Raw genomic sequence first — 26,177 nt, 5'->3', positions numbered from 1 at the left:
TAGGTTTTTGAGTTTACATTATAAACTTTTAAAACCAATAAACTCTTTTTGTGACTGGTTGGTTTTATTTGATTGATTAAAAAACCCGCTGAATGAATTGAGTCTAGTGTCTAGGTCATTTCACGCAGCGGGTCTTTTTACAGCATTAAAAGATAATGCTTAGTAGCTCAGTGCAAAATCGTCTGCAGCCATATCCATCAAGTTGCTTGCACCTGACAACATGGTTGCGACGTGTGTACGGGTACGCGGCAAAATGCGTGCAAAGTAGAAGCGTGCAGTTTGCAGTTTAGCTCTGTAGAACGCTTCTTCGTCAGTACCTGCAGCCAATTTCTCAGCAGCAACACGCGCCATATCAGCCCAGAAGTAAGCTAAGCAGGCATAGCCTGAGTACATTAGGTAATCAACCGATGCTGCACCCACTTCTTCACGATCTTTCATAGCCGCCATCCCTACTTTCATAGTGATGTCGCCCCACTCTTTGTTCAGCTCAGCCAATGGCTTAACGAACTCTTGAATGGCGTCGTTAGTTTCGTTGGTTTTGCAGAACTTGTGTACAATTTTGGTGAAGCCTTTTAGTGCTTCGCCTTGGGTCATAAGAATTTTACGACCTAGCAAGTCCAATGCTTGAATACCGGTAGTACCTTCGTACAAGCAAGAAATTCGGCTGTCGCGAACGTTTTGCTCCATGCCCCACTCGGCGATGTAACCGTGGCCACCATAAATTTGTACGCCGTGGTTAGCTGATTCAAAACCCACTTCGGTCATAAATGCTTTAGCAATTGGCGTTAAGAAAGCCAGCATGCCATCGGCAGCTTTGCGTTCTTCTTCGTCTTTGCTGCGCTGCATCACGTCAACTTGCTGTGCTGCGTAGTACAGCATCGCACGGTTACCTTCGGTGAAGGCTTTCATGGTTAACAGCATGCGGCGTACATCTGGGTGCACAATGATTGGGTCAGCGGCTTTTTCAGGCGCTTTAGGACCGGTCAGTGAACGCATTTGTAAACGGTCACGTGCATATTCAATACCGCCCTGGAAAGCCACTTCTGAGTGTGCTAAACCTTGTAGTGCAGTACCGATACGTGCAGTGTTCATAAAGGTGAACATGCAGTTCAGACCTTTGTTTTCTGGGCCAATCAAGAAGCCTTTAGCGCCATCAAAGTTGATCACGCAAGTCGCGTTACCGTGGATACCCATTTTGTGTTCAATCGAACCGCACTGGACAGCATTACGCTCACCAACACCGCCTTCAGCATTCGGTAGGAACTTAGGTACGATAAACAGTGAGATACCTTTAGTACCTTCTGGAGCACCAGCGATACGGGCAATCACGATGTGAACAATGTTGTCGACTAAGTCGTGTTCACCAGCAGAAATAAAGATTTTGGTACCAGAGATAGCGTAGCTACCATCAGCTTGTGGCTCTGCTTTAGTGCGCAACATGCCTAAGTCAGTACCACAATGTGATTCTGTTAAGCACATGGTGCCGGTCCACTCGCCTGATACTAATTTGCTCAGGTAGGTGGCTTGCTGCTCTTCTGTACCGTGTGCGTGCAAGGTGTTCATCGCACCGTGCGACAGACCTGGGTACATGCCCCATGACCAGTTCGCTTGACCAACCATTTCACTGATAGAAATACCCAGTGACTCAGGTAGACCCTGACCGCCGTGCTCAACATCGTGAGCAAGACTTGGCCAGCCGCCTTCAACGTACTGCTGGTAAGCTTCTTTAAAGCCAGTCGGGGTTTTAACACCTTCAGGCGACCATGTGCAGCCTTCGGTATCGCCAACGCGGTTCAGTGGAGCAATAACGTTCTCACAGAACTTTGCACCTTCTTCAAGGATCGCGCTGACCATATCTGGCGTTGCATCTTCACAGCCAGGCAGGTTTGCATAATGTTCTGGGTAGCCTAACAATTCATCACGTACAAAACGGATATCACGCAAGGGGGCTTTATATTCAGCCATAGCTATAAACCTCTAACAGTGGAGCCTTTATTATTGAGTGGACCTGCAATGTATGCAGATCTGTTTCTAGCAGCGCAATGAATTTAGATGCGCATGCGGAAGAGTAATCAAACGACTGTTTGAAAGTTACGGATCTATCCTAATGTTGTCAAGCACTGCTCGATGAGTTTATTTGATTTTTTTGTTTAAGCTTGAATATCAATCAGCGTGCCAAGTGACTCATCCGCTGTGCTAAGCACCCGCGCGCCTAGTTGACTCATCTGTTTGGCTTGTTCGAGCTGCATGAGTTGCTCAGTTATATTAGCAATGTCGAGAGCCGGCGCAGTGGTTGCCGCTGGCGTACTGGCTGCATTACTACTGGGTTGAGCAATGGCTTGTGCAGCGTTGGCCATTTGTTCTTGGCCTGTTTTGATAGCAGATAATCCTGCTGAGAATAGGTTTGCTGAGATTTGCATAATGCCTCCTGCAGCAGACTATAAAGAGATGTTGATTGCACTTGCAGTATAGAGCAAATCCAATGGCGGTGTTGAGTTGCTGATTATGAGTTGCTGATTAAAGGCTATTGATTAACCACTGCGCCAGTTGTTGTGCGCGTTGCGTATGCTGGTTTTTGCGCGTTAATAAGATTAACTTGGCGGAGGTTTCAACAAAACCCCAAGGTGCAATCAAGCGTCCGTTAGCAATGTCACTGCGCACAAGATGTTCTGGCGCAATGGCTACGCCCAATCCAGAGACAGCTGCCTCTAACAAGTAGTAGAGATGTTCAAAGCCTTGCGCATAGGTTAAGGCAGACGCCTCTAGCTGCTGCGCCTGAGCCCACTGTGGCCAAGCTTGCTGGCGTGAGTGGGTAAAGAGTAAGGGTTCATCTAAGAGCTGTGCTGCAGAGGCGCTACGCAGTGTCTCTGCATGCTGATAAAGCGGGCTTAGTACTGGACCGATACGCTCATTGTCTAATATGTAGGCGTGCATCGACTCTGGGCAAGCTTGATCTAAAAACACCAAGCTGGCATCTGCGTCGGATTGTTGCAAAGTATTGTCATCGCCGGCATTAGTAATCACCTGTAAGCGCAAGTCAGGTAAATCATGCTGCAATTGTTCAAGGCGTGGAATCAGCCAGCGCGCCAGCAGACTGCCCGGACAGGCTAAAACAAAAGGTGCTTGTTGAGTTTGTCGCTTAATATCCACGCAAGACTGATGAATTTGCGTGAAGGCCTCGTGACTTGACTGGTAGAGACGCATGCCGGCATCGGTGAGTTTAATGCCACGCCCATGTTTACTGAGTAAAGTGATACCCAGGTGTTCTTCGAGTTGCTTAACTTGACGGCTGACAGCGCCATGGGTGACGTGCAGCTCTTTTGCGGCCAAGGTAATGCTTTGCAAGCGTGCGCTGGCCTCAAATGCTTTTAAAGCATTTAAAGGCGGCAAGTTAAAAGAATCAGACATGTGAGTTTTCCTAACCTATTGCTGCAATCATATCGCTTTTCGTCGTGAAGGCTATCAGGTAGTTTAGCCTGCATAGAAAATATCTTATTAAGTTCGGGAGTGGGTCATGAGTTCTTTTTTTAATAGCCCTGATGAGCATGGTTTGTTTGGTGATTTTGGCGGTCAATATGTTGCTGAAACATTGATGCCGTTGATTCTTGAATTAGGCCGCGAATATGAAAAAGCTAAAGATGATCAGGCTTTTATCGAAGAGTTGGCGTATTTTCAGCGTGATTATGTCGGCCGCCCTAGCCCGCTCTATTTTGCTGAACGCTTAACCGAGTATTGCGGTGGCGCTAAAATTTATCTTAAGCGCGAAGAGCTGAATCACACTGGCGCGCACAAGATTAATAACTGTATTGGCCAGATTCTTTTAGCTCGACGCATGGGTAAAAAACGCATTATTGCTGAAACCGGTGCCGGCATGCACGGTGTAGCTACCGCCACAGTGGCGGCACGTTTTGGTTTGCAGTGCGTGATTTATATGGGCACCACTGATATTGATCGTCAGCAAGCCAACGTCTTTCGGATGAAGCTGCTCGGCGCGGAAGTGCGTCCTGTGGTGGCCGGTACTGGCACCTTAAAAGATGCGATGAATGAGGCGTTGCGTGATTGGGTCACTAACGTTGCTGATACCTACTATTTGATTGGTACCGTTGCCGGCCCGCACCCCTACCCAGCGATGGTGCGTGATTTCCAAGCAGTGATTGGTAAAGAAACCCGTGATCAGTTGCAAGCTCAGGAAGGCCGCCTGCCGGATAGTCTGGTGGCTTGTATTGGTGGTGGGTCCAACGCTTTAGGTTTGTTCCATCCATTCTTGGATGATGCCAGCGTTAAAATTATTGGTGTAGAAGCCGCGGGACATGGGATTGAGACCGGTGAACATGCGGCCAGTTTACAAGGCGGCACTCCTGGTGTGTTACACGGCAACCGTACCTACTTGCTGCAAGATGATGATGGGCAAATTGTTGATGCCCATTCGATTTCGGCAGGTTTGGATTATCCAGGTATTGGTCCTGAGCATTCATGGTTGCATGATGTTGGCCGCGTTGAGTACACCTCTGCCAAAGATGACGAAGCACTGGCCGCTTTCCATTTGTGCTGCAAGTTGGAAGGTATTATTCCTGCGCTTGAATCAGCCCATGCGTTAGCTGAAGTATTTAAACGTGCGCCGCAATTACCCAAAGATCATTTAATGGTGGTGAACTTATCCGGTCGTGGGGACAAGGATATGCAAACGGTTATGCATCACTTTGAGAAACAGGAGCAGTCAGTATGAGCCGCATTCAAGCTTGCTTTGCCGAACTGAAGAAACAAAATCGCGCGGCTTTAGTTACTTTCGTGACTGCCGGAGATCCAGATTACGCCACGGCCATGCGTATTTTTAAAGGTTTACCAGCGGCTGGCGCTGATGTGATTGAATTGGGTATGCCCTTTACCGATCCAATGGCCGATGGCCCAGCGATTCAGTTAGCCAATATTCGCTCGTTAAAAAACGGACAAACCTTAGCCAAAACTTTGCAAATGGTGCGCGAGTTCCGTGAAGACAATCAGCACACGCCAGTGGTACTGATGGGCTACTTTAATCCGATTCACCATTATGGTGTACCGCGTTTTATTGAAGATGCTAAGGCTGCTGGCGTCGATGGTTTGATCATTGTTGATTTGCCGCCGGAGCATAACTCAGTGTTTTGCGATCCTGCACAAGCGGCAGGTCTGGATTTTATTCGTTTAACTACGCCAACCACTGATGATGTGCGTTTGCCGACGGTACTCAAGAATAGCTCAGGTTTTGTCTATTACGTTTCAGTTGCTGGTGTGACCGGTGGTAATTCGGCGACGATGGAGCACATCGAAGAGGCGGTAACGCGTTTGCGTCGCCATACTGATTTGCCGGTGTGTATCGGTTTCGGTATTCGTACACCTGAGCATGCGGCCAATATTGCTCGCTTAGCTGATGGCGCGGTGGTGGGTTCTGCGTTTGTTGATTTGATTGAAAGCGCGAGCACGCCAGATAATGCTGTTGATGCGGTATTAACGCTGTGTCGTGCTTTAGGCAATGGTGTTCACCATGCGCGTGACTAGCGCACAGTGAATTTTTAGTTGCTTCTTAAGGACGCGGACCGAAGAGCTCAAGTAGCTGTTCGCCCTGCGGAGCGCCTGGATGCATTTGCATCATACCGGTTGGATCAAGGTATAAAATTGCAGGTGTACCAGTCGCGCCCAGTAGGCCCATCAGCTGCTGGTTATCATCCAATTGTTGACGTTGTTTAGCGGCAATGGTTTTAGCTTCTTGCGCAGGTTTTTTACCGCTTTCGTTGCCGAGTAAAGCCGCCTTTGGATCTTTCGCGCTGAGCAAGTAAGCTGCTTTCTTTTGGCTGCTTTCACCCAGTGTGCCGACCATCACGTGACGCAACTGTACTTTTCCTGCATCAATCCATGGGCGCGCATCTTTCCAGAAGCGTTTGCAGTACGGGCAATTAGGATCGGTAAAAACATACACTATGGTTTCTGCTTTATCCGAACCATCAGCAATCCAGCTGCTGTCTTTCAGTTTTTCCCACATCACTTTACTTTGTGGACGACTGACTTTTTCTTCTAACACCACACCGGTTAAATCTTCACCTTTGGCATTAAGCAAGCTGCCGATCAGCGCATGCTTACCATCTTCAGTTACATACAACGCCAAAGGACGGCCGTTAAATAAAGCGGTGTAACCGGTCAAGCCGCTCGGCGCATCAAAGCGCTCTAGCACTTCCACGCCACGCTCACGCATCGCTTCTACAGGTGCAGGATACTTCTCTGCTTGCGCCATGATGGGTAGCGTTAGCAGAGCCAGCGCCGGTAAGATTTTGTTAAATGTCATGGTTATTCCTCTAAATTAATGTGCTGGTTGTCTGTGCTGATATGACGTAATGCATGCTTTAAGCTGGCCTGCGATAACTCACCTAAATGATTGTTTTTTAACATTCCGTCAGCACTGTAAAACAATGTGGTGGGTAATGATAATGAACCTACCGCTTGCCCGAGACGTCCTCCGCTGTCGAGCAGGTTATTGTCTAAGCTGAGTTGTTGTTGAGCTAAAAACTTTTCTACTAAGAGCTGGCCTTCACCTTGGTTAACAAAGACAAAGCGAATATCTGGATTGGCTGCTTGCGCGGCGGCAAGCACGGGCATTTCTCGGCGACATGGCGGACACCAAGTTGCCCATAGATTGATGACTAAAGGTTTGCCAATCAGATCTTGCAGCAAGACCGGCTCGCCAGCAATATCACGAACGGCTAAATCAGGTAGTTTTTGACTGCTTTGTAAAGCGTTGAGCACTGAAAAACTAATGCCCCAAGCGATCAGACCAATACAGACACCAATGGCCAGTGGTACACGTAAAGGCGCTTGTCGCCACGCTTTATAAATCCCTGCCAAAACAGCAGCGATCACGCCGGGTAACAATAAAAAACCACCGTCACGAATATCAATAATCTGCCAGAGGTTGCTGCTGTACTGCTCGAAGTACTGCAAGACAAATGCTGCGCGGGCCACCAAGGCTCCGATCAACAGCATGTTAAATAAGGCTGCTTCAGGGTTGCTGCCGCGTTTTCTACCGATCAACCAACCGCTTAGCCAAGCAATGAAAAATGCAGCGTAGAGCAGTGCTAAATCCATGGGAATGGCTAAAGGGCCTAAATTAAAACTTAACATCAACTGTCCTTTTGTGCGCTGCTGAGCTGTTGTAAAAACTCACTTGCGGATACTTCACCGGTGATGCGTTGCGTGCGTTGTTCTGAGCCCTGAGGGTTGATAAACAAAATAGTCGGCGGCCCCATAATCTGTAAATCGCGCATCAGTTGTTGTTGCTCTGCCGTATTCAAGGTTACATCAGCTTGCAGTAAACGGAAATCGGCCAACGCGGCTTGTACCTGTGTTTGTGCAAAGACGGTTTTTTCCATCACTTTGCATGAGACACACCAGTCTGCGTAAAAATCCAAGAGCACCCATGTATTGTCCTGCTCTGCTTGTTTGAGTTGTTCCTGCAACTGCTGCACATTGGCAAAGCGTTGCATGCTGTGCTGATTGGGTAACTCACTGGCTTGTAAGCCGAAATTGCTCAGCGGCTGCCATGGATCATCGCCGCCTGCTGCTGCACCGAGTAACATCGCACCACTCCAAATCCCTAAGAGTAAGGCAATGTAACGGCTGGAAAAGCGCCAGTTAGCGCGTTCAATGCTACCGACACTTAAGGCAATCGCCAGTAGCCACGCGCCCCAGAGGGCTAAAAAGACCGGTCCAGTTAAAATCGGTCGCAGCACAATAATTGCTGTGGCGAATAACGCGTAAGCAAACACACGGTTAACACTTTGCATCCAGTGACCCGGTTTAGGCAGCCAGCGCATACCAATGGTAATCGCCAGTAACAAAGGTAAGCCACTACCTAAGCCTAGCGAGAACAATGCCAAACCACCGCTAACCGCATCACCGCTTTGGGCAATATATAGCAGCGCTCCAGCCAAAGGCGCTGTCATGCATGGACCCACCAATAAAGCTGATAATGCTCCGAGCCCCGCAGCGCCGACTAAACTGCCGCCTTTGATGTTTTGGTCAGCGCCCTGCAGTCGCTCACGGATAAACGCCGGTAACTGTAAGGTAAAGACGCCCAGCTGAGCTAAGGCTAAGAGGATAAAAATGCCGGCAAAGGGGATAAGCAACCAAGGTTGCTGCAGTGTTGCCGAGAGATTGCTGCCGAGGTTGGCCGCTATCACGCCGAGCGCTGCATAGACTAAGGCCATAGGTAGAATAAAGGCTAAACCCAGTCTAGCGCCCTGCCAGCCTCCACTTTTAGAACCACTGATAACGCTGGTTAAAATCGGCAGCATCGGCAGCATGCAGGGCGTGAAGGCAAGCAATAGGCCCATGCTAAAAAAGGCCAGAATGTTCAATAACAGACCTGAGTCGGCTAAGCGCTCAGCAATCGATTGGTCTTCGGCTAAAACTTGGCCTGTTGAGGTTGCTGCAGTGATCTCGTCTGTTGCTGCGCCACTGCCGACACTGGCGGTCTGTGGTGGATAGCACAAGCCGGCATCGGCACAACCTTGCCAAGTGACCTGTAAAGGCTGTGCTATAGAGGCATCTAGAGGCAGTTGTAGTAATTGGCGATAAATCTGCGTATCACCAAAAAACTCATCGGAGTGCTCAATGCCTTCAGGGTAGTCAATCGGCACAGGATTGCCTTTAGCATCGGTAATGCCGAGCTTGTCGCGATACAAATAATGCTCAGGAGCAATCTGCCAGACTAAAACAGCAGGCTCAACATCGTCCATCAACTCAAAGCGAAAGGCCTCTTCAACCGGTAAAAAATCCTGCTGATTACTGATAAACGCCTGACTTAAACTACTGAATGAAAGTAATACGACAATGAAAAAATACCGCATACGAGTGTTTCCTATTGAATTTAGCCGCACTATGCAGGGGCTTAATTAAGACAGCATTAACAGTTACGTTATACTTAAAGTGTTGTAGGCTAATTTTTGCTACAGTCAATCCATTGGTTTCTTATGCTGAGAGTTGATTACCTTTATGCATGTATTGTTGGTCGAAGATGATCCTTTAATCGCCCAAGGCTTAGTCGCCGGTTTAGAGTTGCAAGGTTTTACCTTGGATCATATGGCGCATGCACGAGCGGCTGAGCAGGCTCTGCAGTTAGGGCATTTTGATGTGATGATTCTTGATCTAGGCTTGCCCGACGAGGATGGGTTGCAGTTATTAACCCGCATCCGTAGTCAGGGTAAAGATTTGCCTGTACTGATCTTAAGTGCGCGCGATACCGTGCTGCAGCGCGTTGCAGGCTTACAAGCTGGCGCAGATGATTACTTACTCAAGCCGTTTGATTTGCGTGAACTAGCAGCGCGCTTACACAGTTTATTAAGGCGCAGCAGTGGCCGCAGCAGCAATTTGATTGAGCATCATGGCTTAACCTTTGACCCCTCCAGTCAGGCCGTGCAACTGCATGGTGAAGCGGTCAATTTGTCCCGCCGCGAACAGGCGCTGTTGGCTGCGCTATTACAAAAGCCAGGACACATTTTAAGTGCTGAGCAATTGCAAGATAGCCTGTATGGACTGGGTGACGGTGTGGAGAGTAATGCGATCAATGTGCATATTTATAATTTACGGCGCAAGTTAGGCAGCGATGTCGTGAAAACAGTACGTGGCTTGGGTTATCGCATGGGAGTACCGCATGAGCCTACGTAATCGCTTGTTACTGATTTTGGGTGGCACTTTTATCGTGTTGTGGAGTTTGGCGGCGCTGTGGTTGCTCGGCGACTTACGTCGTGAAGTGAATGTAGCCTTAGATGAGCGCTTGGCTTCATCGGCGCGGATGGTGGCAGGACTGCTGGAGCAATTACCGCAGCCGCTGCTGTCATCGCCGAACCCTTTGACGGCGATGGAGTTGGGTTTGGAAAGTGGCTTGGTCTGTCAGGTGCGCTCTCTGCGTGGCGAAGTCTTGGTGCGTACACCCAATATGCCAAACCAGAACATGCTGGAATATGCCACAGGTTTCCATGAGATCAGTTTTTCTGGCGAGCGTTGGCGCACCTTTACCTTGAAGCGTGAAAATCTTTGGGTCACCACCGCAGACCGAGTGGATGAGCGACAAGTATTGCAGTCTTCAATTGTTTTTGCCGCAGCCTTGCCGGTTGCTTTAGCCTTATTGGGTAGCTTATTGCTGATTTGGTTTGGCATTGGCCGTGGCTTATCACCCTTACAAACATTACGCTCCGTCTTGGCCGAGCGCGATGCACAGGACTTACAACCGGTGCATGTCGAGCGTTTGCCGAAAGATTTGCAGCCACTGGTGGCGACGATTAATCAGCTGTTTACTCGTATTGCTGCTGCCTTAGAGCGTGAACGACGTTTCACCAATGATGCGGCGCATGAATTGCGCACACCGTTAACTGCGATCAAAACTCACATTCAAGTGGCGCAGATGAGTCCTGCACAAGGGGCTGCTTACGCTTTACAGCAAGCTGAGACGGCGGTTGAGCGCATGCAGCGTACCCTTGAGCAGTTGTTGCTATTAGCACGGGTAGAAGGTGCTCAGGACTTTGATCAAGCGCCCTGCAGCAGTGCGCAAACCATTGCACGGCATGCCCTAGCTGACTTAATTGGGGTGCCCGGTAATGAGCGCATTGAGGTGCACAGTGATCTCAGCGCAGATGTCTATATCGCTCTACCTGAATCCTTAGCTGTTGCTGTGCTGCGTAACTTATTGGATAACGCTTTGCGTTATAGTCCTGCAGACAGTCCCGTTGAGTTGCAGTTGACTATCAAAGGCCGATATTTATGTTTACGCGTTAGAGACGCTGGATCAGGCTTATCAAGCGAACAGCTTGAGCAAGCTAAACAACGCTTTTGGAGCACTGCCAGCGCTGAACGTGGCAGTGGTTTAGGTTTGGCCATTGTGCAAGCGGTGTGTCAACGCTATGGCGGCCAGTTGTTATTACAAGCCGCCCCCGAGGCTGGCTTAGATGCCATTGTCTATTTGCCGCTTAGCCAATAGCTGTTATTGCACAGCAATGACCTGTTGGCGTTCTTGTTGCTTGGCTAGTTTATAGCTTAGCGCTGCTGCCGGTACCGGTGTAACTGTGCCAGTTTCCAGCCATTTTTTTAGGCGGTTGGCGTCAGCCATATGGGTGTATTTACCAAAAGCATCTAACACGACAAAAGCCACTGGACGATTATTCATCTCTGTACTCATCACTAAGCAATGCCCTGCACTGTTGGTGAAGCCGGTTTTGCTGAGCTGAATATTCCAGTTGTCTTTGCGCACCAGTGCGTTGGTGTTGCGAAAGCCAAGAGTGTAATTAGGCTTAGTGAAGGCAATGGTTTTTTCATCGGTGGTGCTGAATTGTTTAATCAACGGATATTGCTGCGCTGCTTTAATCAACAATACTAAGTCGTGGGCGCTGGAAACATTCTTTTCAGAAAGACCGGTTGGCTCAACAAATTGGCTGCTGTGCATGCCTAATGCTTGCGCTTTGGCATTCATCGCTTGAATAAATGCCTCATGCCCGCCCGGGTAATGATGGGCTAAGCTGGCGGCGGCACGGTTCTCTGAGGACATCAGGGTGATTAACAGCGTATCGTGGCGGCTAAGCTGACTACCGACCCTTACCCTTGAAAACACACCCTGCATTTCTGCAGTGTCTTTAATCACTATAGGAAGCTTTTCATCCAGTGGCTGTTTGGCATCGAGCGTCACCATCGCCGTCATCAGTTTAGTGACTGAAGCAATCGGTGCGATAAAGTCTGGGTTGCTTGAGTAAAGCACTTGATTGGTTTTTAAATCGACTAATAAAGCACTGCCAGCAGCCAATTCTTGATGTTTAAGGTTATTGTTTAATGGTGCAGCAATTGCGTAATGGCTTGCAGTGAACAGGCTGATTGCCAACAGGCCTGCTTTAAAAAACGGGGTCATCTTCACGGAAAATACTCAATTAAAGGCAGTAGCATGCCTTAAGATGCGTGTTGCATTCCTTGCGTTTTGATTTATAGCTCTGCGCATGATGACATAAAAAGCATACTGTCCCTATGCGGCGGTAAGTTTTTATTATTACAAAATATGCGTTTGCACTTTATGCTGGGGGAAGAGGATGGTGCGCGCTCTAACTATGCGTAGAGATTCTTACTGAGATTGCGGTACGAAAGGATCGTTTGATTAAGAATGCCGCCGCTGTATCCATTGCGTGATACAGCGGCGGTGTGGGATCTCACAATTCATGAACTCAAGATCCTAGGTATTACAGGCTAGTTCTAGGATTATGAGATTTTAGAGCAAAACGAAAATCTCATAATTCGTGGGATTTTCGAGATAAAATCTCGAGGTTCGTGGACTCATATCAACACTAGCATTATTTGCCCGGTAAACTCGCGCACAATCACTAATTATTTCAAGCGATAAGGTTTTGGCTTTTTAGTATATGTTTTGCCTTCCCTGCCATTGTTTAAAGCTTTATTCAGAAACAATTACTTTATAACCCTTCAGCAAGACTTATTATGGACTCCCTGAGCCACCGATGTGCAGCATCATTGTTCAAGGAACAATGCCAAGCCATAAACACGTCAAAACAGGCATCAGGATAGGGGAACGACAGCGTACGTATGTCCTCACGTTCCATAAAATAGTCTGCCATTCTCATGGGCAGTGTGGCAATCGCGTCCGTGGCAGCAACCAATCTCGGTATAGCGACGTATTGGTTGACGCGGGCAGCCACTCGGCGACGTTCAGTGAACGGTATCCCTGGCATTCTTTCAAGCAGCGTGTGACTACTGTCACCAACTGAAAGTACCACGTGCCCCTCGCTCAAAAACTGGTTTACAGTCACCGATTTGGATAGGCGCGGGTGATTAGCGCTACAAATAACGACCAAGTCTTCACTCAGCAGTTTACAGCTTTGAATGGAGGCATTAACGGGGAGGCGAGCATCAAAGAAAAGATCCAGCTGTCCCTGTTCGAGTTGAGTTAAAACTTTAGGTTCAGTATTCGGATAGTTTTGTAACGATAGGCCACCCTTGTATTTTTCCAGTGTTCGCAAAAGTTCTGGCAGCAAAAGGTGCTCCCCGTAATCCCCCATGGCGAGTTTGAAGGTACGTTCCGAACTGTCGGGATCGAAAATTTGTTTCGATTCAATCGCAATTCGGATAGAGGACAGCGCCTTGCGAATCTCAGGGTAAATTTGTACTGCATGATTACTGGGATGCATACCATTTCCGCTGCGGACAAATACTTCATCACGGAGCGTCAGTCGAAGGCGCGCAAGAGCCTGACTGACCGCCGACTGTGTCATACCAAGTTTTTCTGCAGCAGAAGATAGGCTGCCATACACCATGATAGCTTCGAACACGGTCAGTAAATTGAGATCTACGCTTCTAAGGTTTTTCATGCTCAGCATATTAGCCCCGCTAATATTTATTATTCAAGTTATTAATTAGAAAACCTCATCTCAGCGACCTATTCTCAACGCCACTACAAAAAAACATAAACACTAAGGAGCGTTACATGTTTGAATTTTTCAATATACCCGAGGCTGTCCAGGAGACGGGCGAAGTAGCTGCAATAGTAACGGCTCTTTTTCTGATTCTTTTCTCACTCTATGAAATCATCAGCGGTCAGACCCAGGGCGGCAAAAAAACCTGGAATGACTGGGCTATGTCTGGGATATCACTTGGCTTTCTTGCCGCTTTGCAGCGCCCGGTCCTTACCGTGGTGGTATTCCTATTGATGGCATGGCTCTTTCCAGCATACAACGGCGCCATGGCTTGGCTTGAGACACAGTACTTTTGGCCCACACTGATCATTTTTCTGCTAGTGGATGAATATTTGCACGGAAGAACCCATCTTTTCGCCCACAGCCGTAAACCGAAAAACCGATTGCTTGGAAAGGTACAGGGGTTTTACAAGGCGGCTCACCGTCCCCACCACCTCAATGGTGGACAAGACAAACGGGGAGAGATCAGCTCCAGTCAGACATTTGTTGAGAACTGGGCATGGTGGTTAATTTTGCCAAACTACTGGTTTGGGCTGGCATGCCTGTATCTGGGTTTGTATGAGGTTTTTCTTTGGGGGTCGTTATCTAAGGTTGTATGGGGAATGCACGTGCATACCAACTGGAAATGGCAATACGACCTCTGGCTTCTCAATCATCGCAACAGTTTCGTACGTAAGAGTATGCGCGCACTCTGCCATATTTTTACATTCCCGAATATGCACCATCATCACCATAGTCGTTCGGCGAACTCAGCAAAAAACATGACCAATTTCATTTCGATCTTTGACTGGCTTCTGTGGGGCACTCTAAAAATTGAGACTGAACGCCCTGAAGTTTACGGGTGGCGACAGTATGACACCGAATCAGCTAGTGTATTACACCGTTTCTTCCGTAGCACTGAGCCACTAAAGGACCCCCACCGTGGTGAAAACGCATCTGCACATGCCAGCCAGAAATAGTACTTGGGGCTCTGACTTCAAGTCGTCAGAGCCCACGGTCCACAGCAGTTAAGCGGTCGCCTTCCCGTGCCCCTTCTTGTCATCAATACCGCTGTATTAATTAATTTTCCAAGAACCTCTCAGCATCCAATGCGGCCATGCAGCCTGTTCCAGCAGACGTGATGGCCTGACGATAAACATGGTCTGATACATCACCCGCAGCAAATACACCCTCCACGCTCGTTTGAGTTGCATTGCCATCAAGGCCACTTTTAACGGTGATGTATCCGTCTTTCATTTTTAACTGACCTTCAAAGATACCGGTATTCGGTGAGTGACCTATCGCAACGAAGATACCCTCGACATTGAGATCTTCAACTTCACCGGTTTCGCGATTTTTAACGCGCATACCGACCACACCCGTGTCATCCCCCAGCACTTCGGTCAACTCGCTATTCCAGCGAATAGTCACGTTCCCATTTTTCGCTTTGTCGAGCAGTCTGTCTGCAAGGATTTTCTCACTTCGAAAGTTGTCTCGACGGTGAATGACCACTACTTCAGAAGCAATATTGGAAAGATACATTGCTTCTTCTACGGCTGTATTTCCGCCACCAATAACCGCAACACGCTTTTTACGATAGAAAAAGCCATCACAAGTAGCACATGCAGAGACACCCTTACCCTTAAAAGCTTCTTCACTCTCAAGACCAAGATATTTCGCGCTGGCGCCAGTCGCTACAACAAGAGCATCACAAGTGTACTCACCCGTGTCACCCTTTAGCCAGAAAGGTCGCTGATCCAGTTTCACTTCAGTAATTTGGTCAAAAACCACTTCGGTATTGAAACGCTCAGCATGATTCTTCATACGCTCCATTAGCTCCGGCCCCTGGACCCCTTTTTCATCACCGGGCCAATTATCAACCTCAGTGGTGGTTGTGAGCTGCCCACCCATTTGCATTCCTGTAATAATTACTGGATCAAGATTCGCGCGTGCTCCATAAACCGCTGCGGTATAGCCAGCCGGACCAGAACCTAGAATTAACATCTTAATGTGGCGAGAGTTTGTCATACGTTATCTCTTAGGATTATAGTTCTATTTTGCTATTCAGGACCCGGTCACCCTCACCATAATGATCACTCCAACCATCTGCTCTGGAAAACTGAAGCGAGAATTTTATGACTATCATTGACACTATCCAGCGCTGAAGTGCCTTGTATAAATCATAATATGAGTATAAAAACGCTGTGTGACGAAGATGAAGAAGATATTAAAAATTTGAGCCTGAATACTGCCTTTAAAATATGATTTTATTTCTTTGGGACGAAATATTTTAGCGCTTAACGGTAGGGTAACCTTTATGCCACCAGGACTTCATCCCGCCCTGTAGTTGTTTTACATCGTACCCTAACTGCTTAAGACGACGGGTTGCGGGAATACTTCTGTGCGCAGATAAGCAAATTGTTACGATAGGAACTTCTCTTTCTAACGACAAGCCATCTATTGCACTTTCAGAAAAATTGGTTATTGGTAGATTTACCGCCCCTTGAATGTGGCTCAGCTTAAATTCAGCCGATGTTCTCACGTCAACAATCTGAACACTCTCCAGTTTATCTAATAGGTCTTCTGAAGAGATCTCTTTAACGCGACCGAAGGGTAGCCAATCAAATAATTTCATATATTACCTCGGTAATTGATATGTTCGGTTTAGATATTCAATAATTATCTTAGATTCAAAAATTTTCTTACCGGTATTTGGATCTTCGAGAAATGGAAACTGTACCTTCCCCATCATTTCCATAAGTATGGCTCGGTTGGTACCAGGAAGCGGCCTATATCGCCCAATAACCGGACGAAAGCTTCCTAAACCCTGGTCTGCCAACTGCTGCTTACCTGCGTTATATAACCTGTAAGACAACCCCAGTTCAGTTAATCGCTCCCTGACTGGCCTTGAAAATGGACTCGACTCAAAGCTATATAGTATTAAGGGTTGCTCAGGGCGATGCGCTTTTATGCCACGCATACCTTTCATTGAGCGAAGTAGAGTTGCTAACTTACTCAATGCTACCAAGGGCTTCCTTTGGGTCACTGGGCTATCTGAATCCATTCCATAGTTTGCATAAAGATACTCAACTATCTGCTCACTTCCCGGTATGGACTTGCCAGTATTCTCATCGTGCAGGTAGGGAACCTGCTTTTTACTGTTAAGCTGGCTCAGTTCGTCCCAATAGCCGGCCCCCTTTTTCGGGCATGGCTTGATCAACACATTCAAATCCAGTTCGGTCAATACTTCGCGAACAACTCGACAATATGGGCAGCCCTCCATGTCATACAGTATCAGCCAGCGATCGGGTTGCTTATCTCGCACTATTGCGGACGTGCCACGCCAAGCTCTGACGGTTGAGGCCAAGACCGATGTGATAATATTAACCATCTCTCTATCCGCCTAGTCTGAGCTAGTCTCAGCTTTTGATGTAAATCGAGAGTCACTTGCCTTTCTTGCCCGATAAGCAATACGCAGTAAAATCGGTGACGCGACAATAGAGACCACTAGTTCGGTGAAGAGCGAGCTGTCGGCTTTTGGAGAACCTTTGAATCTACTTAAAAGTGCATCGAAGGTATTGCCACTTAAGTTCCCCATATAGATCGCATGTAAATATGCATGAATTTCGAGGCGCTGCCACCAATTGAATACTTTCTTTAAGCGTTCACTAGCGTCTTTCGATACTTTCCCCTGACTTTCCGCAAAGTGCTGCGCATATAGCACTGCAACCGCAGTTTCCTCAGGCAGACTCGTTCCCTCGGGATTAGCCAAGAACTGATTAAGTTCTTTAATATCAACAGCGTTCTTAAGTGCCATCTGGGTATGAAACCAGTCACAGTAACGACACTCATTAACCGATGTGCAACCCAACATAACCTGCTCGCGGAGGGCAGCAGAAGTCGATGGACGGATGATCGCCGTGACAAGTCTCGGTCCATATAGAAGATTCATTAGAAGACTGCGACCGAATCCTGCAATTGTATACGTACGTTTTTTAAACATAATTATTTCCTCTATTAATCTTTAATTTGCTTAGAACGTGGTGTCCCTCGCTTTTTTTTACCTGCAATACCAAGGGCGAGGTGACGAGCCCACGCAGCAACAGTCATTGATGGCGGCGTCCCCGGAGAAGCAGGCAAGGCTGAAGCATCAGCAATATAAAGGCCCGGAAGTCCATAAACCTCACCTGTACTACCGACCACACCCTCTTCTTCATTAGGAGCAAGCCGGGCTCCACCTAAAGGGTGCACGGTAAAAGGCTTATGCTTCAGAAACCGAACAGGTTTACGACTCCGGTGAGCGATTTCGCTAAATAGCTCTTGAATATCGGAAAGAATTCCGTTGCTTTCCATAATATATCGAAACTTCAAACGCCCTCGTTTCCATAGAGCGACTCCATTGGCGTTGTCTTTCCCCATGCCTACGATTATTGCATCCCGACGTAAACGAGCTTTAAGCGGCTCAGGTAGCGGCAATGTATTGACACCATTCAAACCAAATCGCGTGATATAAGGGCCTGGAATTGCTTTTCCTGTGTCGGGGTCACGCAAAGCAAATCGACCATGAGTTGGGGTTCCAAGACTGAAATCCGCGCCCTTCTCATTCAGGGCCCACCATGCAACGCTATCTCCGTTACCACTGAATCCCTGTCCTAGCGCTGGCATGCCCCTCAAGCCTCCAATTTCACGGCTGTGAAAAAGAAGTCGAAGTGTATTGAGTGTTCCTGCAGCGACAATAACCTTACCGGCCTTAAGATAGCGGCGCCGTTTTAAACGGTAATCCATGACCTCCAGACGGTAACCGCCCTCGGGTAACGCCCATAAGCTCAGGCATTCCTGTTCGGGCTCTACCTGCAAACCCTTCTTCATTGCAGGAAGAATTAAAACCCGGTCCAGTGTAGCCTTAGCGCCATTTGCGCTGCCGAAATAGCTGTTGTTACAGTAATCCTCCTGCTGCCCATCCATACGCACAGACATAGCTGGTTGAGGAACATCAGCATCGGCGACGAATTCTTTTGAATCTTCGTATGCTTCAGGCGTCCAGTTAGGTATTTTCGCCTCTGCGTTGGGCACCTTAGCCTCCATGCACTCAAGCATCCAGGCGTAGTGAGTCTCCATTGCTTTAGATGAGACCCCTTGGACTTTGTCATCCCAATAGTCGGGATCATGGGGGCGCATGTTCATTGCGCTGTAAACATGGCTGCCACCACCAACGCCACTACTGCAGACCACGCTCATTTCATTGCCGAAATGGATATCAAATAATCCGCGGGTCGAGAGACGCTTACCTTTACCCATCAAGCCGGGAAAGCTAACCCTATGAACCAAGTGATTGATAGCCTTTCGACCGACAGGTAGGCTGGCACGGCGTTGAATGCCAGCATCACGAACGGACTCAGAGTCCCGCCACGGGCCACGCTCTAGCAATAAGACTTGCTCTCCTGACTCCACCAAAGTAGTGGCGGCCACAGCGCCACCAAAACCACTACCGATAACAACTGTGCGGTAGTAATCAAGATTTTCGGTCATTACTTGACCTCCCGGAGAGTGAAGTACAACAACGTTTTCACTCCGCTTCGTGTGCGGTATCTCATGCGTGCCAGCCAGACACCATCCTGGAATGACTTAACCTCACCGATGATTGGTCGCAGAAAGCCCGGGTTTTCAGGCACATCGTAATCAAGGGCAATATGTGTAGCTTCGTCAGACTCGATCTTCTGATAATTACCCCAGCCCATCGTACAACTTCCCAACCCCCACTGATTAGCTCCGACCGATGACGTAAACTCCTTACCACGCCAAGGGTTCAGCCAACTGCCGAGTACGCTATACAGAACTCTTTTCACAATGCCAGGTAGGATGCTTAACCCAGTTATCCCGATCAGTCGCCCCTGGTATACCCCTTCCAGCTCATCGGCAGGCTTACAGTCAAGAGAATCAAACAAGTTATCCAATTCATCCTGGCGATGCGTATCAAGAAACGAAGCTGGTGGGAGAAGGTGCTGCTTAACAGTAGCCATAGCGAATATCCTCAAAACGAAATATGACTCTATCTTCGCTTCAGGCCTTCACTCAGACAAACGGTGATTCCTTCACCTTCGAGTTAGCAGTACTAATCTGAATGTAGAATTTTCTGAGAATCTAAAGCAAGCAGAGCGGATTGAATCCAATCGACAAAGACCCGGCCGCTTGGGGATAGCCCACGGTTCTTCGCATAGACCGCATAAATGGCCTCATCAATTGGTCCGATAGGAGGGAAAGGGGCCTCTACTCTGCCGCTGCTCAGCAGGGGCTGCTCAATAGGATATAACGCGAGAGCAGCGCCAAGAGTTTCTGCCGCCTGAATTGCTGCAGGATAGTCATCAACCTTATAGGCGACGCCTTCACTTGGTGGCAAACCAAGCTGATCAAAGAAACGCTCCCACGCTCCTGGACGCTCGGCCATATGTATTAGGGGGATCTTACTTAACTCCAGAATCTTTTGAGGCAAGTCATATTTTTCACAAAAGCCAACTGGTGTAACTACTTGAATCAATACGTCACTTAACTTTTCATGAGCTAGACCAGGCCATGGGGGTTGACCAAAACGTATTGCTATATCAATACCACTAGACAGTAGATTTGAATTGGATAGGCTAGTATCAACAAGTAGTTCAATATTTGGATAAACCTCTCGAAAATCGGCCAATCTTGGAAACAATACACGATTTGCCACTGGAGGCATGACACTCACGCGAAGTTGCTGATCTTGGCTAACCCGGATCTCAGAGATAGCGCTCCGCAGGCCGCTAAGGTGTGGTTGAATTAACCTAAGGAGGCGCTCACCATCTCTTGTTAGCTCTAGTGAGCGATTGCGCCGTGTGAACAAGCTATGACCAATAGAGTCTTCCAACTGTTGCATCTGCTGACTTACGGCCGAAGGAGTAACATGCAGAGCATCTGCCGCTGCTTTGAAACTTAGCAGCTGACCAGCAATTTCAAATGTCAAAAGGAGATTCAAGTTTGGAAGACGATCTAACACCAAAAGACTACCCCTCATTTATATAAATCATCCCCTAGACGCTGATACTATTCTTCTGCAAGCATACTCGGCCCAGCTTCTAGATCAACATGTGCATTCTCACAATACGTTCGTAGACTCTACCTTGTTTACTCGGACAGTTCAAGTTTAATTAAGGCTCACTTTTTATTTCGATAACGAGTAAGTCGCGTCCTTCCCCCTTAATTCAGCTCGAATATCTAGTAAATTATTCATGTCTAGTTTCCACAAAGTCCATCACAATTGGAACATCGGAAATCAGTTCCTTTGAATACACCTTCTGCCTAAGTGGCTTTTCCCAGCCCTGATCCACCGGATATACCCCGATACTGGCAAAATACGACATCAACGTTCTCGAACTACGTTTCGTCTCCTTGGCCAACTTCGACAGCAGAATGTACTTCTGATGAAACTGTTCAATGTTGATATGTGTGAGCCACCGAGTAGCCCCCTCTGAGGGCGAGGATAGTTCAAGCAAACCTGCATCCACCAACTGATAGGCAAACTCCTGTTGGATCTTCATTATCTTTGCAGCAACTGGGATACTAATAACATTGCTTCTGAATTTCTTCTTCTCATACCAGGCTAAAAACTCAGACTGAGAGAACAGCATGGAAGACAAACCTGAGCCGGATTCAAGTCTAGCAGCAACTGTTAGCTCCTGGTCTTTAACCGCTTGTAGGATAGTGATCAGAGGATCGTCAATTTGGCCCCCAAAGTATTGAAGTAACTGAGGTAGTGACCAGTGATCTCCGGGGCTATTCGAAACTTCATCTAAGAGTGAATCACGGTAGTGGTAAATATCATCTCTATAGAACTGCCATTTAGAGCCACCCTGTTCATTAGGTTTTGAAATCACCTCAAAGCCCTCGATCTCTCTCAACCTGGCAAACTGAGCTTTGGTTAAACCCAGAATTGATGCAGCATCTTTAGCAGACAGTAGACTTTTTAATCTATCTTCTCTGGCTATCAAGTCCGGTTTGTAGACTAGCGTCACTACACGCTTTTCTTTTTCTAGTGATTCACTTCTTACAAGCCGCTGTTCAATTGCTGATTTCACCGTGCTCTTATGTATCTCAAACTCACGACAGGCCTGCTGTAACGGTATCCAGGGATGATCATCTATCGTTCTAGAAGAAAAATGACTGTTTCTTCTGCTTAACGGCTTCGTCCAGTACCTGTTTATGTACTGTTCAATCAACTGGCGGTACTGATGAAACACCTGGCTCGAGAAACGGTCAAAAAACTCCAGATAGAAGTGGCTGAAATGGTCGGATACTTGAGGTGCGTTAGGTGTTACCCCATGTATTTTCTTCAAAAAACTAAAGAAACCTGCTTTGCCCGTAAAAAGGGCTTCACTGGCATCATCTATATACTCTCTCGCATATACAAAATCCGACAAGTTTATCTGGGGTATCATTTGCCCCCTTTGCTCTTTATCTATCCACCGGATAGTAGATCTAACGAGTTGAATTCGACTAGCCATATCGAGTTCATTATGGTTATCGAGCAGCCGTAGCGCTTCGTCATCCATATTGCTGTAATCGCCTTCGATAAAACGCTGAAGGTTAATCACATCCTGAGAACAGACTTCCGGCTTCGCTTCACTGAAGGCTTTACCACAGGAACAAGCATCAATCTTATGATTCTTAACCTCTAAAGGACTCTTACAGAACTCACACTGGTAACTCAGCCAAACACCATGATGAGGACAGCACATTGAGACTTTGACCTGCCAATGAACTCTGAAGAATGGCTGATCTTGCAGACACAAGGGGCAGTATTTGAGAATCCTGTTCTGGATCTCATTGGGATAAAGAGAGATGAAGTCTGATATGAATTTTCGGCCTAGTTCATACCCGCTCCAATCCGTATCCCCTAAGATGGGATAAATCTTCTGAAGTGAAAGGTTTTGAGTTGGAACCTTGTTCGAATCAAACAGCCATCTATATGACTTGTAATCATTTAGCTGCGCAATACGGATAAGATAGGTCATCGGATTCTCATCCGGATATCCGGGCGGATGAATTAACGGTTTGATTAGCCTGTATTCCATCACGCACGCACCCGCTTACTCTCATTGGAGATAACCCGGTGAAATGGCATACCAGGCTTATCCAAGTGCTCATATTTAAAACTTTCATGAAATGGATTTAGCTTGCCAATGCCTTCAGCCCAAATACATTCAGAGAAGGCGATGTAGAAGCACTCTTTATCAAGCTTTTCATAATCCAGTTTGATCGCTTGCTCATAGGCACCTATGAATAGCTTTACCAGATAATCGATGATGCCGTTGCTCGCAAAGAACAATGGCAGGATCAGCTCTTTGTCATGCAAGTTAATGCGCCCTGGCAAACCCACTTTTTCATCCAATACTCGAACGACCCCAATGAAGGTCGCTCGTGACTCTTTCGTTTTGATGCTGAAGGGCGGTATATCAACTCTACGGCTAAAGCGCCGCCTTAGCTGTTCATTGACCTCCAGGATTGCCTCACTGCGTTCTAACCCCATAAGCACAGTCGAAACACCGGCTTTATCGATCACTGTTTTCAACCAGTCCGACACCTCTAATGGCGTTCGTCGCTTCCCTTGGTCAACAAAGTGCTGCAGCTCATCAAAGATCACCATTTGCACTTCGCACTTATCCAAGTAATTCAAAATACGATTGGTTTTCTCAATCGCTGACCCCTTGTTGAACCTGGGATCTCCCAGTTGGATTAGCATCTCTTCAGCTATGTTCTTAACCGTTGGTACCGAAGGGGTATCGACAACCAAGATTGGAATGATCTTCTTTTCACACGTTTCAACTTCGGGGAATGAGAGCCGCATCTTCTCTTTAAGCGTAGATTTACCTGTACCGGATTGACCTACACAGATGATGTTCTGAGCTGAGTTGATTAAAGCCTTCATCTGGTAAGCATTCACAATCGCCTGGTACGCATGATCGAACTGGGGATGATTGATGACCAGGCTACGGATAGAAGCCATGTTCTTAAGTTGCTCGGGTGTGTAAATCATTTACTTTCCGTCCGTTCAATCACAGAAAAGACAGGTATCTCGTCATTGTCCCAAGTGTCTGTAGCGCTTTGAGCTAAAACAGGCTCGACACTGTTTGCCGTCCAAGCAGATTGATTCGGCTGCTTGTTTAACGCTTCAGAGTTATCCCTAGCGGCTTTACGCCTCTCGCGTAACAGCTTATGTTTACTTTTTTGTTCAATCTTTTGCCTGAACTTCTCTTTGCTGCGTATCAGAGAAGTCATTTCCAGCTCTGAAGCGCCACGTTCACGTGCATCAGCACGGATTTGCAAATGCTGTCTTAGCGTCAGGCCTGTAGCGTAATCAGGATCTATACAGGGTACTTTGAGAAAATTGCCTTCATGCTCGTCATACACCCATATAAAACCTAGGTTTTCTTTGTCATATCTAAACCTCACCTTGTGACAATCGCCTAGATAGCGAAATAGGCTCAACTCGGCAGAGTTATAAAACAGGCCTTTGAACTCGATACCCTTATGACTTAGCACACGCTCATCTTCAGAAGTCAGAATCAGATCCAGCTGCTCCTTACTTTCTGGCAAAATTGGCTCCACGATTTTGAGCCCCTCATTCCAAAGAGCGGCAGGCGTTCTCTGTGTTCCTCGATGAGTCTTTTGACAATAAATATCGATCATCCACTGATGGACTAACTCTTTGAGGTCATCCAGTGTAATGCTGGATTGGTTTACAGAGTCATAGTTGCCACGCTGACTGATGTTTGAAAATGACGTTCCTGGTATCCGGTGAGATACCTCTCGGTTCAATGTTCCTAAGAAACGTTCAACAGCTCCCTTATACTGAGGCTGAGCTTTGGGACAGAACTGCAAATCGATATCTAATTCACCGCACATCCTTCGCAGCTGATGTGAATGAAACTCCATCCCATTGTCACAGATCAGCATGACCGGCTTACCAAATGCAGGCCATTCGTTTTCGATATCTGGGTAATCCTGCTTGATATAGCTCTTTGGCAAAATAGCATTGCGCAGCGCCCTCATAACAGACAACTCAGAAGGCGGCTCAAAACCAATCTCCATGCCCACAGGCATTCTTGAATACCGATCTAACAGAAGCGTCAGGTAAGGGCGACCATCGGCAACGCCAGTGATAGGGTTGAGAACATGAACGTCCATAGGGGTGTGATCAACTTCTATCCTCTCAAGTATTCTGGTCGAGCATGCGCCTAAACCAGATGCTCGGAACGCCTTGTCCGCTGCGCCTTTTCCATGCCTGGCAGCCATAACCTCATATTTATCTGAATTTTTCAGCAGCCGATAAAAGGTAGCCCGACTAGGAATCTCCAATGGGGTTTGCCTTGCGGCATTCACTAATAGCATACGAGCAAGAAATGCATCATAGGTCGCCTGTATCGAAGTTCTTTGAGGGGTTAAGTACACCTCTTCAACTATCTCATGTAACACTTGTCCAACGACACCTTTAAACTTTCTTGTCCCTTTGAACCCAGAAGGTTTGCTCATCAATGCTCGAATGTCATAGCCACTGCGTTTCCAATTACGCCACCACCGATAAACAGATGGCACACTTGGAGGGCATTCATCACCCAGCCTTTCGGCTCCCAAGCGGATAACTCCCTCTAGGTGAATCTTAGATGGCTGATCACCATGCAAATCTCTCAACAGTTTTACATAATGGTATTTTCTCAATACAGCCTGCTGGCTATCATTATCCAACCCGCTCAGGTCAATCTCGCATCTGGAAGAATCAGCAGGGGTCACATGTTTGCCGTGAATGATCAACGTCCCTTGATACAAAGCCGTCATAAGTTCCTGTTTCGTTTTTTTAACAAGCGCCAGGTCAGACTTACGCTCCAGATAACATTCACCTCCCTCTAATATTCGGCTGATCATGAAAGGCACATCGTTCAAAGTCAGGTGAAGTCCGGTATGCAAAGAGGCAAGTTTCATTAGTTGATCCTTCAGGCTGGATAGTTAGTAATGAGTCGAGATCAATGGGTCGATCCAGGTCGAATGTAATATGGCCTTGTGCGAGCAAAGCGTAGGCACCGCTGAGTGACCCAATGAAGTTTGTAAGTTCATCAAGAGTTACGGTTTGATGAGATGACAGCCACAACCTGGCCTGTCCGATCACATCATCACTGCATTGATGTGAAAGATAAGGTCTTAGGAAAGATAGATTGCTCTGCCTGACGGGCTGATTCAGCTCCGCATCTGTTATGACGATGAAGTAACAGCCATGCTGCCGCCAGAAGGCGTCTATATCGCGGAACTTCGCCTTCAGCTCATCATCAGCTAACTTACTGGCAGGCTTCACTTCAACGTAGATCCGTTGGCCGGTGTTCAGCTGTAATTCAAAGTCCGGGGTATACTTTCGGATACAGCCGCCGCTCGGAAAGCTGATGGTTATTGGTTGCTCCCTGTAACTGGCCACTACGGGAGAGAACTCAAAAAGCAAACAGGCCTTCTTCTCAAGCTGCGACTCCCAGGCAACTTGACGCTTGTTCTTTACTGAAGGTAGGAAACCCACGACTTTGCCAGCGGTTGGTCTAACCGGCTCTCTTGCACGCACTACAGATGGCTGAGGAGCCGATTTCAGGCATAGCCTGGCCCCCCGATGGGTTCCAAATGGAACCACGGTATGTTTAAAAGACATGAAAA

At 47.5% G+C, this 26,177-nt stretch carries 24 protein-coding genes; 5 read left to right on the top strand and 19 right to left on the bottom strand.

Going from position 1 to position 26,177, the window contains the following annotated elements; all coding sequences use genetic code 11:
- Window positions 1-159 precede the first annotated feature (159 nt).
- The 3 genes from H591_RS0111105 to H591_RS0111095 all read right to left on the bottom strand — a co-directional run bounded on the left by H591_RS0111105 (window position 160) and on the right by H591_RS0111095 (window position 3,408).
- A complete protein-coding gene (locus H591_RS0111105; protein ID WP_022967035.1) occupies window positions 160-1,965 on the bottom strand; it encodes a phenylacyl-CoA dehydrogenase in 1,806 nt (601 codons plus the stop codon).
- A 185-nt stretch (window positions 1,966-2,150) separates the two neighbouring features.
- Window positions 2,151-2,420 carry a hypothetical protein gene (locus tag H591_RS0111100; protein WP_022967034.1) on the bottom strand — a complete coding sequence of 90 codons (270 nt, stop codon included), beginning with the start codon at window positions 2,418-2,420 and terminating at the stop codon, window positions 2,151-2,153.
- A gap of 97 nt (window positions 2,421-2,517) precedes the next feature.
- Complete coding sequence (locus H591_RS0111095; RefSeq protein WP_022967033.1) at window positions 2,518-3,408, bottom strand: LysR family transcriptional regulator; 891 nt, start codon at window positions 3,406-3,408, stop codon at window positions 2,518-2,520.
- Between the two features lie 106 nt (window positions 3,409-3,514).
- On the opposite strand from H591_RS0111095, the gene trpB reads away from it, so the two are divergent.
- Complete coding sequence (trpB, locus tag H591_RS0111090) at window positions 3,515-4,726, top strand: tryptophan synthase subunit beta (RefSeq protein WP_022967032.1); 1,212 nt, start codon at window positions 3,515-3,517, stop codon at window positions 4,724-4,726.
- Window positions 4,723-5,532: a tryptophan synthase subunit alpha gene (gene trpA, locus H591_RS0111085; RefSeq protein WP_022967031.1), complete on the top strand. Its 810-nt coding sequence runs from the start codon at window positions 4,723-4,725 to the stop codon at window positions 5,530-5,532. The genes trpB and trpA overlap by 4 nt, the downstream gene beginning before the upstream one ends.
- 25 nt (window positions 5,533-5,557) lie before the next feature.
- Here trpA and dsbG read toward each other — a convergent pair whose 3' ends face one another.
- The 3 genes from dsbG to dsbD are packed head-to-tail and all read right to left on the bottom strand — an operon-like array spanning window position 5,558 to window position 8,873.
- On the bottom strand, window positions 5,558-6,313 hold the full coding sequence (dsbG, locus tag H591_RS0111080; protein WP_022967030.1) for a thiol:disulfide interchange protein DsbG: 756 nt from the start codon (window positions 6,311-6,313) through the stop codon (window positions 5,558-5,560).
- Between the two features lie 2 nt (window positions 6,314-6,315).
- Window positions 6,316-7,146 (bottom strand): TlpA disulfide reductase family protein, encoded by an 831-nt coding sequence (locus H591_RS0111075; protein ID WP_022967029.1) that lies wholly within the window; start codon window positions 7,144-7,146, stop codon window positions 6,316-6,318.
- Window positions 7,146-8,873 (bottom strand): protein-disulfide reductase DsbD, encoded by a 1,728-nt coding sequence (gene dsbD, locus H591_RS0111070; protein ID WP_022967028.1) that lies wholly within the window; start codon window positions 8,871-8,873, stop codon window positions 7,146-7,148. The genes H591_RS0111075 and dsbD overlap by 1 nt, the downstream gene beginning before the upstream one ends.
- Window positions 8,874-9,018: 145 nt before the next feature.
- On the opposite strand from dsbD, the gene H591_RS0111065 reads away from it, so the two are divergent.
- Together H591_RS0111065 and H591_RS0111060 are read left to right on the top strand one after the other, a co-directional pair.
- A complete protein-coding gene (locus H591_RS0111065; protein WP_022967027.1) occupies window positions 9,019-9,690 on the top strand; it encodes a response regulator in 672 nt (223 codons plus the stop codon).
- Window positions 9,677-10,999, top strand: coding sequence for an ATP-binding protein (locus H591_RS0111060; RefSeq protein WP_022967026.1), 1,323 nt, complete (start codon window positions 9,677-9,679; stop codon window positions 10,997-10,999). The genes H591_RS0111065 and H591_RS0111060 overlap by 14 nt, the downstream gene beginning before the upstream one ends.
- A gap of 3 nt (window positions 11,000-11,002) precedes the next feature.
- Here H591_RS0111060 and pbpG read toward each other — a convergent pair whose 3' ends face one another.
- Together pbpG and H591_RS0111050 are read right to left on the bottom strand one after the other, a co-directional pair.
- Window positions 11,003-11,917, bottom strand: a complete 915-nt coding sequence (gene pbpG / locus H591_RS0111055) for a D-alanyl-D-alanine endopeptidase (protein WP_022967025.1) — start codon at window positions 11,915-11,917, stop codon at window positions 11,003-11,005.
- A gap of 553 nt (window positions 11,918-12,470) precedes the next feature.
- Complete coding sequence (locus H591_RS0111050; RefSeq protein ID WP_022967024.1) at window positions 12,471-13,391, bottom strand: LysR family transcriptional regulator; 921 nt, start codon at window positions 13,389-13,391, stop codon at window positions 12,471-12,473.
- A 107-nt stretch (window positions 13,392-13,498) separates the two neighbouring features.
- Between H591_RS0111050 and H591_RS0111045 the strand changes: the two genes are divergently transcribed.
- A complete protein-coding gene (locus H591_RS0111045; protein WP_022967023.1) occupies window positions 13,499-14,446 on the top strand; it encodes a sterol desaturase family protein in 948 nt (315 codons plus the stop codon).
- Between the two features lie 100 nt (window positions 14,447-14,546).
- On the opposite strand, the gene trxB is transcribed toward H591_RS0111045, so the two are convergent.
- The 11 genes from trxB to H591_RS15740 form a co-directional block, all read right to left on the bottom strand.
- Window positions 14,547-15,494, bottom strand: coding sequence for a thioredoxin-disulfide reductase (gene trxB / locus H591_RS0111040; protein ID WP_022967022.1), 948 nt, complete (start codon window positions 15,492-15,494; stop codon window positions 14,547-14,549).
- A gap of 262 nt (window positions 15,495-15,756) precedes the next feature.
- On the bottom strand, window positions 15,757-16,101 hold the full coding sequence (locus H591_RS0111035) for a rhodanese-like domain-containing protein (RefSeq protein ID WP_022967021.1): 345 nt from the start codon (window positions 16,099-16,101) through the stop codon (window positions 15,757-15,759).
- Window positions 16,102-16,104: 3 nt separating this feature from the next.
- On the bottom strand, window positions 16,105-16,857 hold the full coding sequence (locus H591_RS0111030; protein ID WP_022967020.1) for a glutathione S-transferase N-terminal domain-containing protein: 753 nt from the start codon (window positions 16,855-16,857) through the stop codon (window positions 16,105-16,107).
- A gap of 12 nt (window positions 16,858-16,869) precedes the next feature.
- Complete coding sequence (locus H591_RS15745; RefSeq protein ID WP_022967019.1) at window positions 16,870-17,469, bottom strand: carboxymuconolactone decarboxylase family protein; 600 nt, start codon at window positions 17,467-17,469, stop codon at window positions 16,870-16,872.
- Between the two features lie 14 nt (window positions 17,470-17,483).
- Window positions 17,484-18,995, bottom strand: a complete 1,512-nt coding sequence (locus H591_RS15340) for a GMC oxidoreductase (RefSeq protein WP_022967018.1) — start codon at window positions 18,993-18,995, stop codon at window positions 17,484-17,486.
- Window positions 18,995-19,486, bottom strand: coding sequence for a hypothetical protein (locus H591_RS0111015; RefSeq protein WP_022967017.1), 492 nt, complete (start codon window positions 19,484-19,486; stop codon window positions 18,995-18,997). Before H591_RS0111015 ends, H591_RS15340 begins: the two co-directional genes overlap by 1 nt.
- A gap of 92 nt (window positions 19,487-19,578) precedes the next feature.
- Window positions 19,579-20,487 (bottom strand): LysR substrate-binding domain-containing protein, encoded by a 909-nt coding sequence (locus H591_RS15335; RefSeq protein WP_169337561.1) that lies wholly within the window; start codon window positions 20,485-20,487, stop codon window positions 19,579-19,581.
- A 226-nt stretch (window positions 20,488-20,713) separates the two neighbouring features.
- Window positions 20,714-22,561, bottom strand: a complete 1,848-nt coding sequence (locus H591_RS0111005; protein WP_022967015.1) for a TniQ family protein — start codon at window positions 22,559-22,561, stop codon at window positions 20,714-20,716.
- Window positions 22,561-23,523, bottom strand: a complete 963-nt coding sequence (locus H591_RS0111000) for a TniB family NTP-binding protein (RefSeq protein WP_022967014.1) — start codon at window positions 23,521-23,523, stop codon at window positions 22,561-22,563. Before H591_RS0111000 ends, H591_RS0111005 begins: the two co-directional genes overlap by 1 nt.
- A complete protein-coding gene (locus H591_RS0110995; protein WP_028244369.1) occupies window positions 23,520-25,466 on the bottom strand; it encodes a Mu transposase C-terminal domain-containing protein in 1,947 nt (648 codons plus the stop codon). Before H591_RS0110995 ends, H591_RS0111000 begins: the two co-directional genes overlap by 4 nt.
- A complete protein-coding gene (locus tag H591_RS15740) occupies window positions 25,381-26,172 on the bottom strand; it encodes a TnsA endonuclease N-terminal domain-containing protein (protein WP_022967012.1) in 792 nt (263 codons plus the stop codon). The genes H591_RS0110995 and H591_RS15740 overlap by 86 nt, the downstream gene beginning before the upstream one ends.
- Window positions 26,173-26,177: the final 5 nt, after the last annotated feature.

Source organism: Denitrificimonas caeni DSM 24390 (genome assembly GCF_000421765.1).
In the GTDB taxonomy this organism is placed as follows: Bacteria; Pseudomonadota; Gammaproteobacteria; order Pseudomonadales; family Pseudomonadaceae; genus Denitrificimonas; species Denitrificimonas caeni.
Note: the sequence above shows the minus strand (reverse complement) of the source record. Positions and strands in the feature narration are given on the sequence as shown.

Excerpts from the sequence above, each read along its gene's own strand:
- dsbD (WP_022967028.1), bottom strand. The coding sequence starts at position 8,873 with ATGCGGTATTTTTTCATTGTCGTATTACTTTCATTCAGTAGTTTAAGT.
- H591_RS0110995 (WP_028244369.1), bottom strand. The coding sequence starts at position 25,466 with ATGAAACTTGCCTCTTTGCATACCGGACTTCACCTGACTTTGAACGAT.
- trxB (WP_022967022.1), bottom strand. The coding sequence starts at position 15,494 with ATGACAAACTCTCGCCACATTAAGATGTTAATTCTAGGTTCTGGTCCG.
- H591_RS15745 (WP_022967019.1), bottom strand. The coding sequence starts at position 17,469 with ATGTTTAAAAAACGTACGTATACAATTGCAGGATTCGGTCGCAGTCTT.
- H591_RS15340 (WP_022967018.1), bottom strand. The coding sequence starts at position 18,995 with ATGACCGAAAATCTTGATTACTACCGCACAGTTGTTATCGGTAGTGGT.
- H591_RS0111065 (WP_022967027.1), top strand. The coding sequence starts at position 9,019 with ATGCATGTATTGTTGGTCGAAGATGATCCTTTAATCGCCCAAGGCTTA.
- H591_RS0111045 (WP_022967023.1), top strand. The coding sequence starts at position 13,499 with ATGTTTGAATTTTTCAATATACCCGAGGCTGTCCAGGAGACGGGCGAA.
- H591_RS0111060 (WP_022967026.1), top strand. The coding sequence starts at position 9,677 with ATGAGCCTACGTAATCGCTTGTTACTGATTTTGGGTGGCACTTTTATC.
- H591_RS0111100 (WP_022967034.1), bottom strand. The coding sequence starts at position 2,420 with ATGCAAATCTCAGCAAACCTATTCTCAGCAGGATTATCTGCTATCAAA.
- H591_RS0111095 (WP_022967033.1), bottom strand. The coding sequence starts at position 3,408 with ATGTCTGATTCTTTTAACTTGCCGCCTTTAAATGCTTTAAAAGCATTT.
- H591_RS0111015 (WP_022967017.1), bottom strand. The coding sequence starts at position 19,486 with ATGGCTACTGTTAAGCAGCACCTTCTCCCACCAGCTTCGTTTCTTGAT.
- trpA (WP_022967031.1), top strand. The coding sequence starts at position 4,723 with ATGAGCCGCATTCAAGCTTGCTTTGCCGAACTGAAGAAACAAAATCGC.
- H591_RS0111005 (WP_022967015.1), bottom strand. The coding sequence starts at position 22,561 with ATGGAATACAGGCTAATCAAACCGTTAATTCATCCGCCCGGATATCCG.
- H591_RS0111035 (WP_022967021.1), bottom strand. The coding sequence starts at position 16,101 with ATGAAATTATTTGATTGGCTACCCTTCGGTCGCGTTAAAGAGATCTCT.
- H591_RS0111105 (WP_022967035.1), bottom strand. The coding sequence starts at position 1,965 with ATGGCTGAATATAAAGCCCCCTTGCGTGATATCCGTTTTGTACGTGAT.
- trpB (WP_022967032.1), top strand. The coding sequence starts at position 3,515 with ATGAGTTCTTTTTTTAATAGCCCTGATGAGCATGGTTTGTTTGGTGAT.
- H591_RS0111050 (WP_022967024.1), bottom strand. The coding sequence starts at position 13,391 with ATGCTGAGCATGAAAAACCTTAGAAGCGTAGATCTCAATTTACTGACC.
- H591_RS0111075 (WP_022967029.1), bottom strand. The coding sequence starts at position 7,146 with ATGTTAAGTTTTAATTTAGGCCCTTTAGCCATTCCCATGGATTTAGCA.
- H591_RS0111030 (WP_022967020.1), bottom strand. The coding sequence starts at position 16,857 with ATGGTTAATATTATCACATCGGTCTTGGCCTCAACCGTCAGAGCTTGG.
- H591_RS15740 (WP_022967012.1), bottom strand. The coding sequence starts at position 26,172 with ATGTCTTTTAAACATACCGTGGTTCCATTTGGAACCCATCGGGGGGCC.
- H591_RS0111000 (WP_022967014.1), bottom strand. The coding sequence starts at position 23,523 with ATGATTTACACACCCGAGCAACTTAAGAACATGGCTTCTATCCGTAGC.
- dsbG (WP_022967030.1), bottom strand. The coding sequence starts at position 6,313 with ATGACATTTAACAAAATCTTACCGGCGCTGGCTCTGCTAACGCTACCC.
- pbpG (WP_022967025.1), bottom strand. The coding sequence starts at position 11,917 with ATGACCCCGTTTTTTAAAGCAGGCCTGTTGGCAATCAGCCTGTTCACT.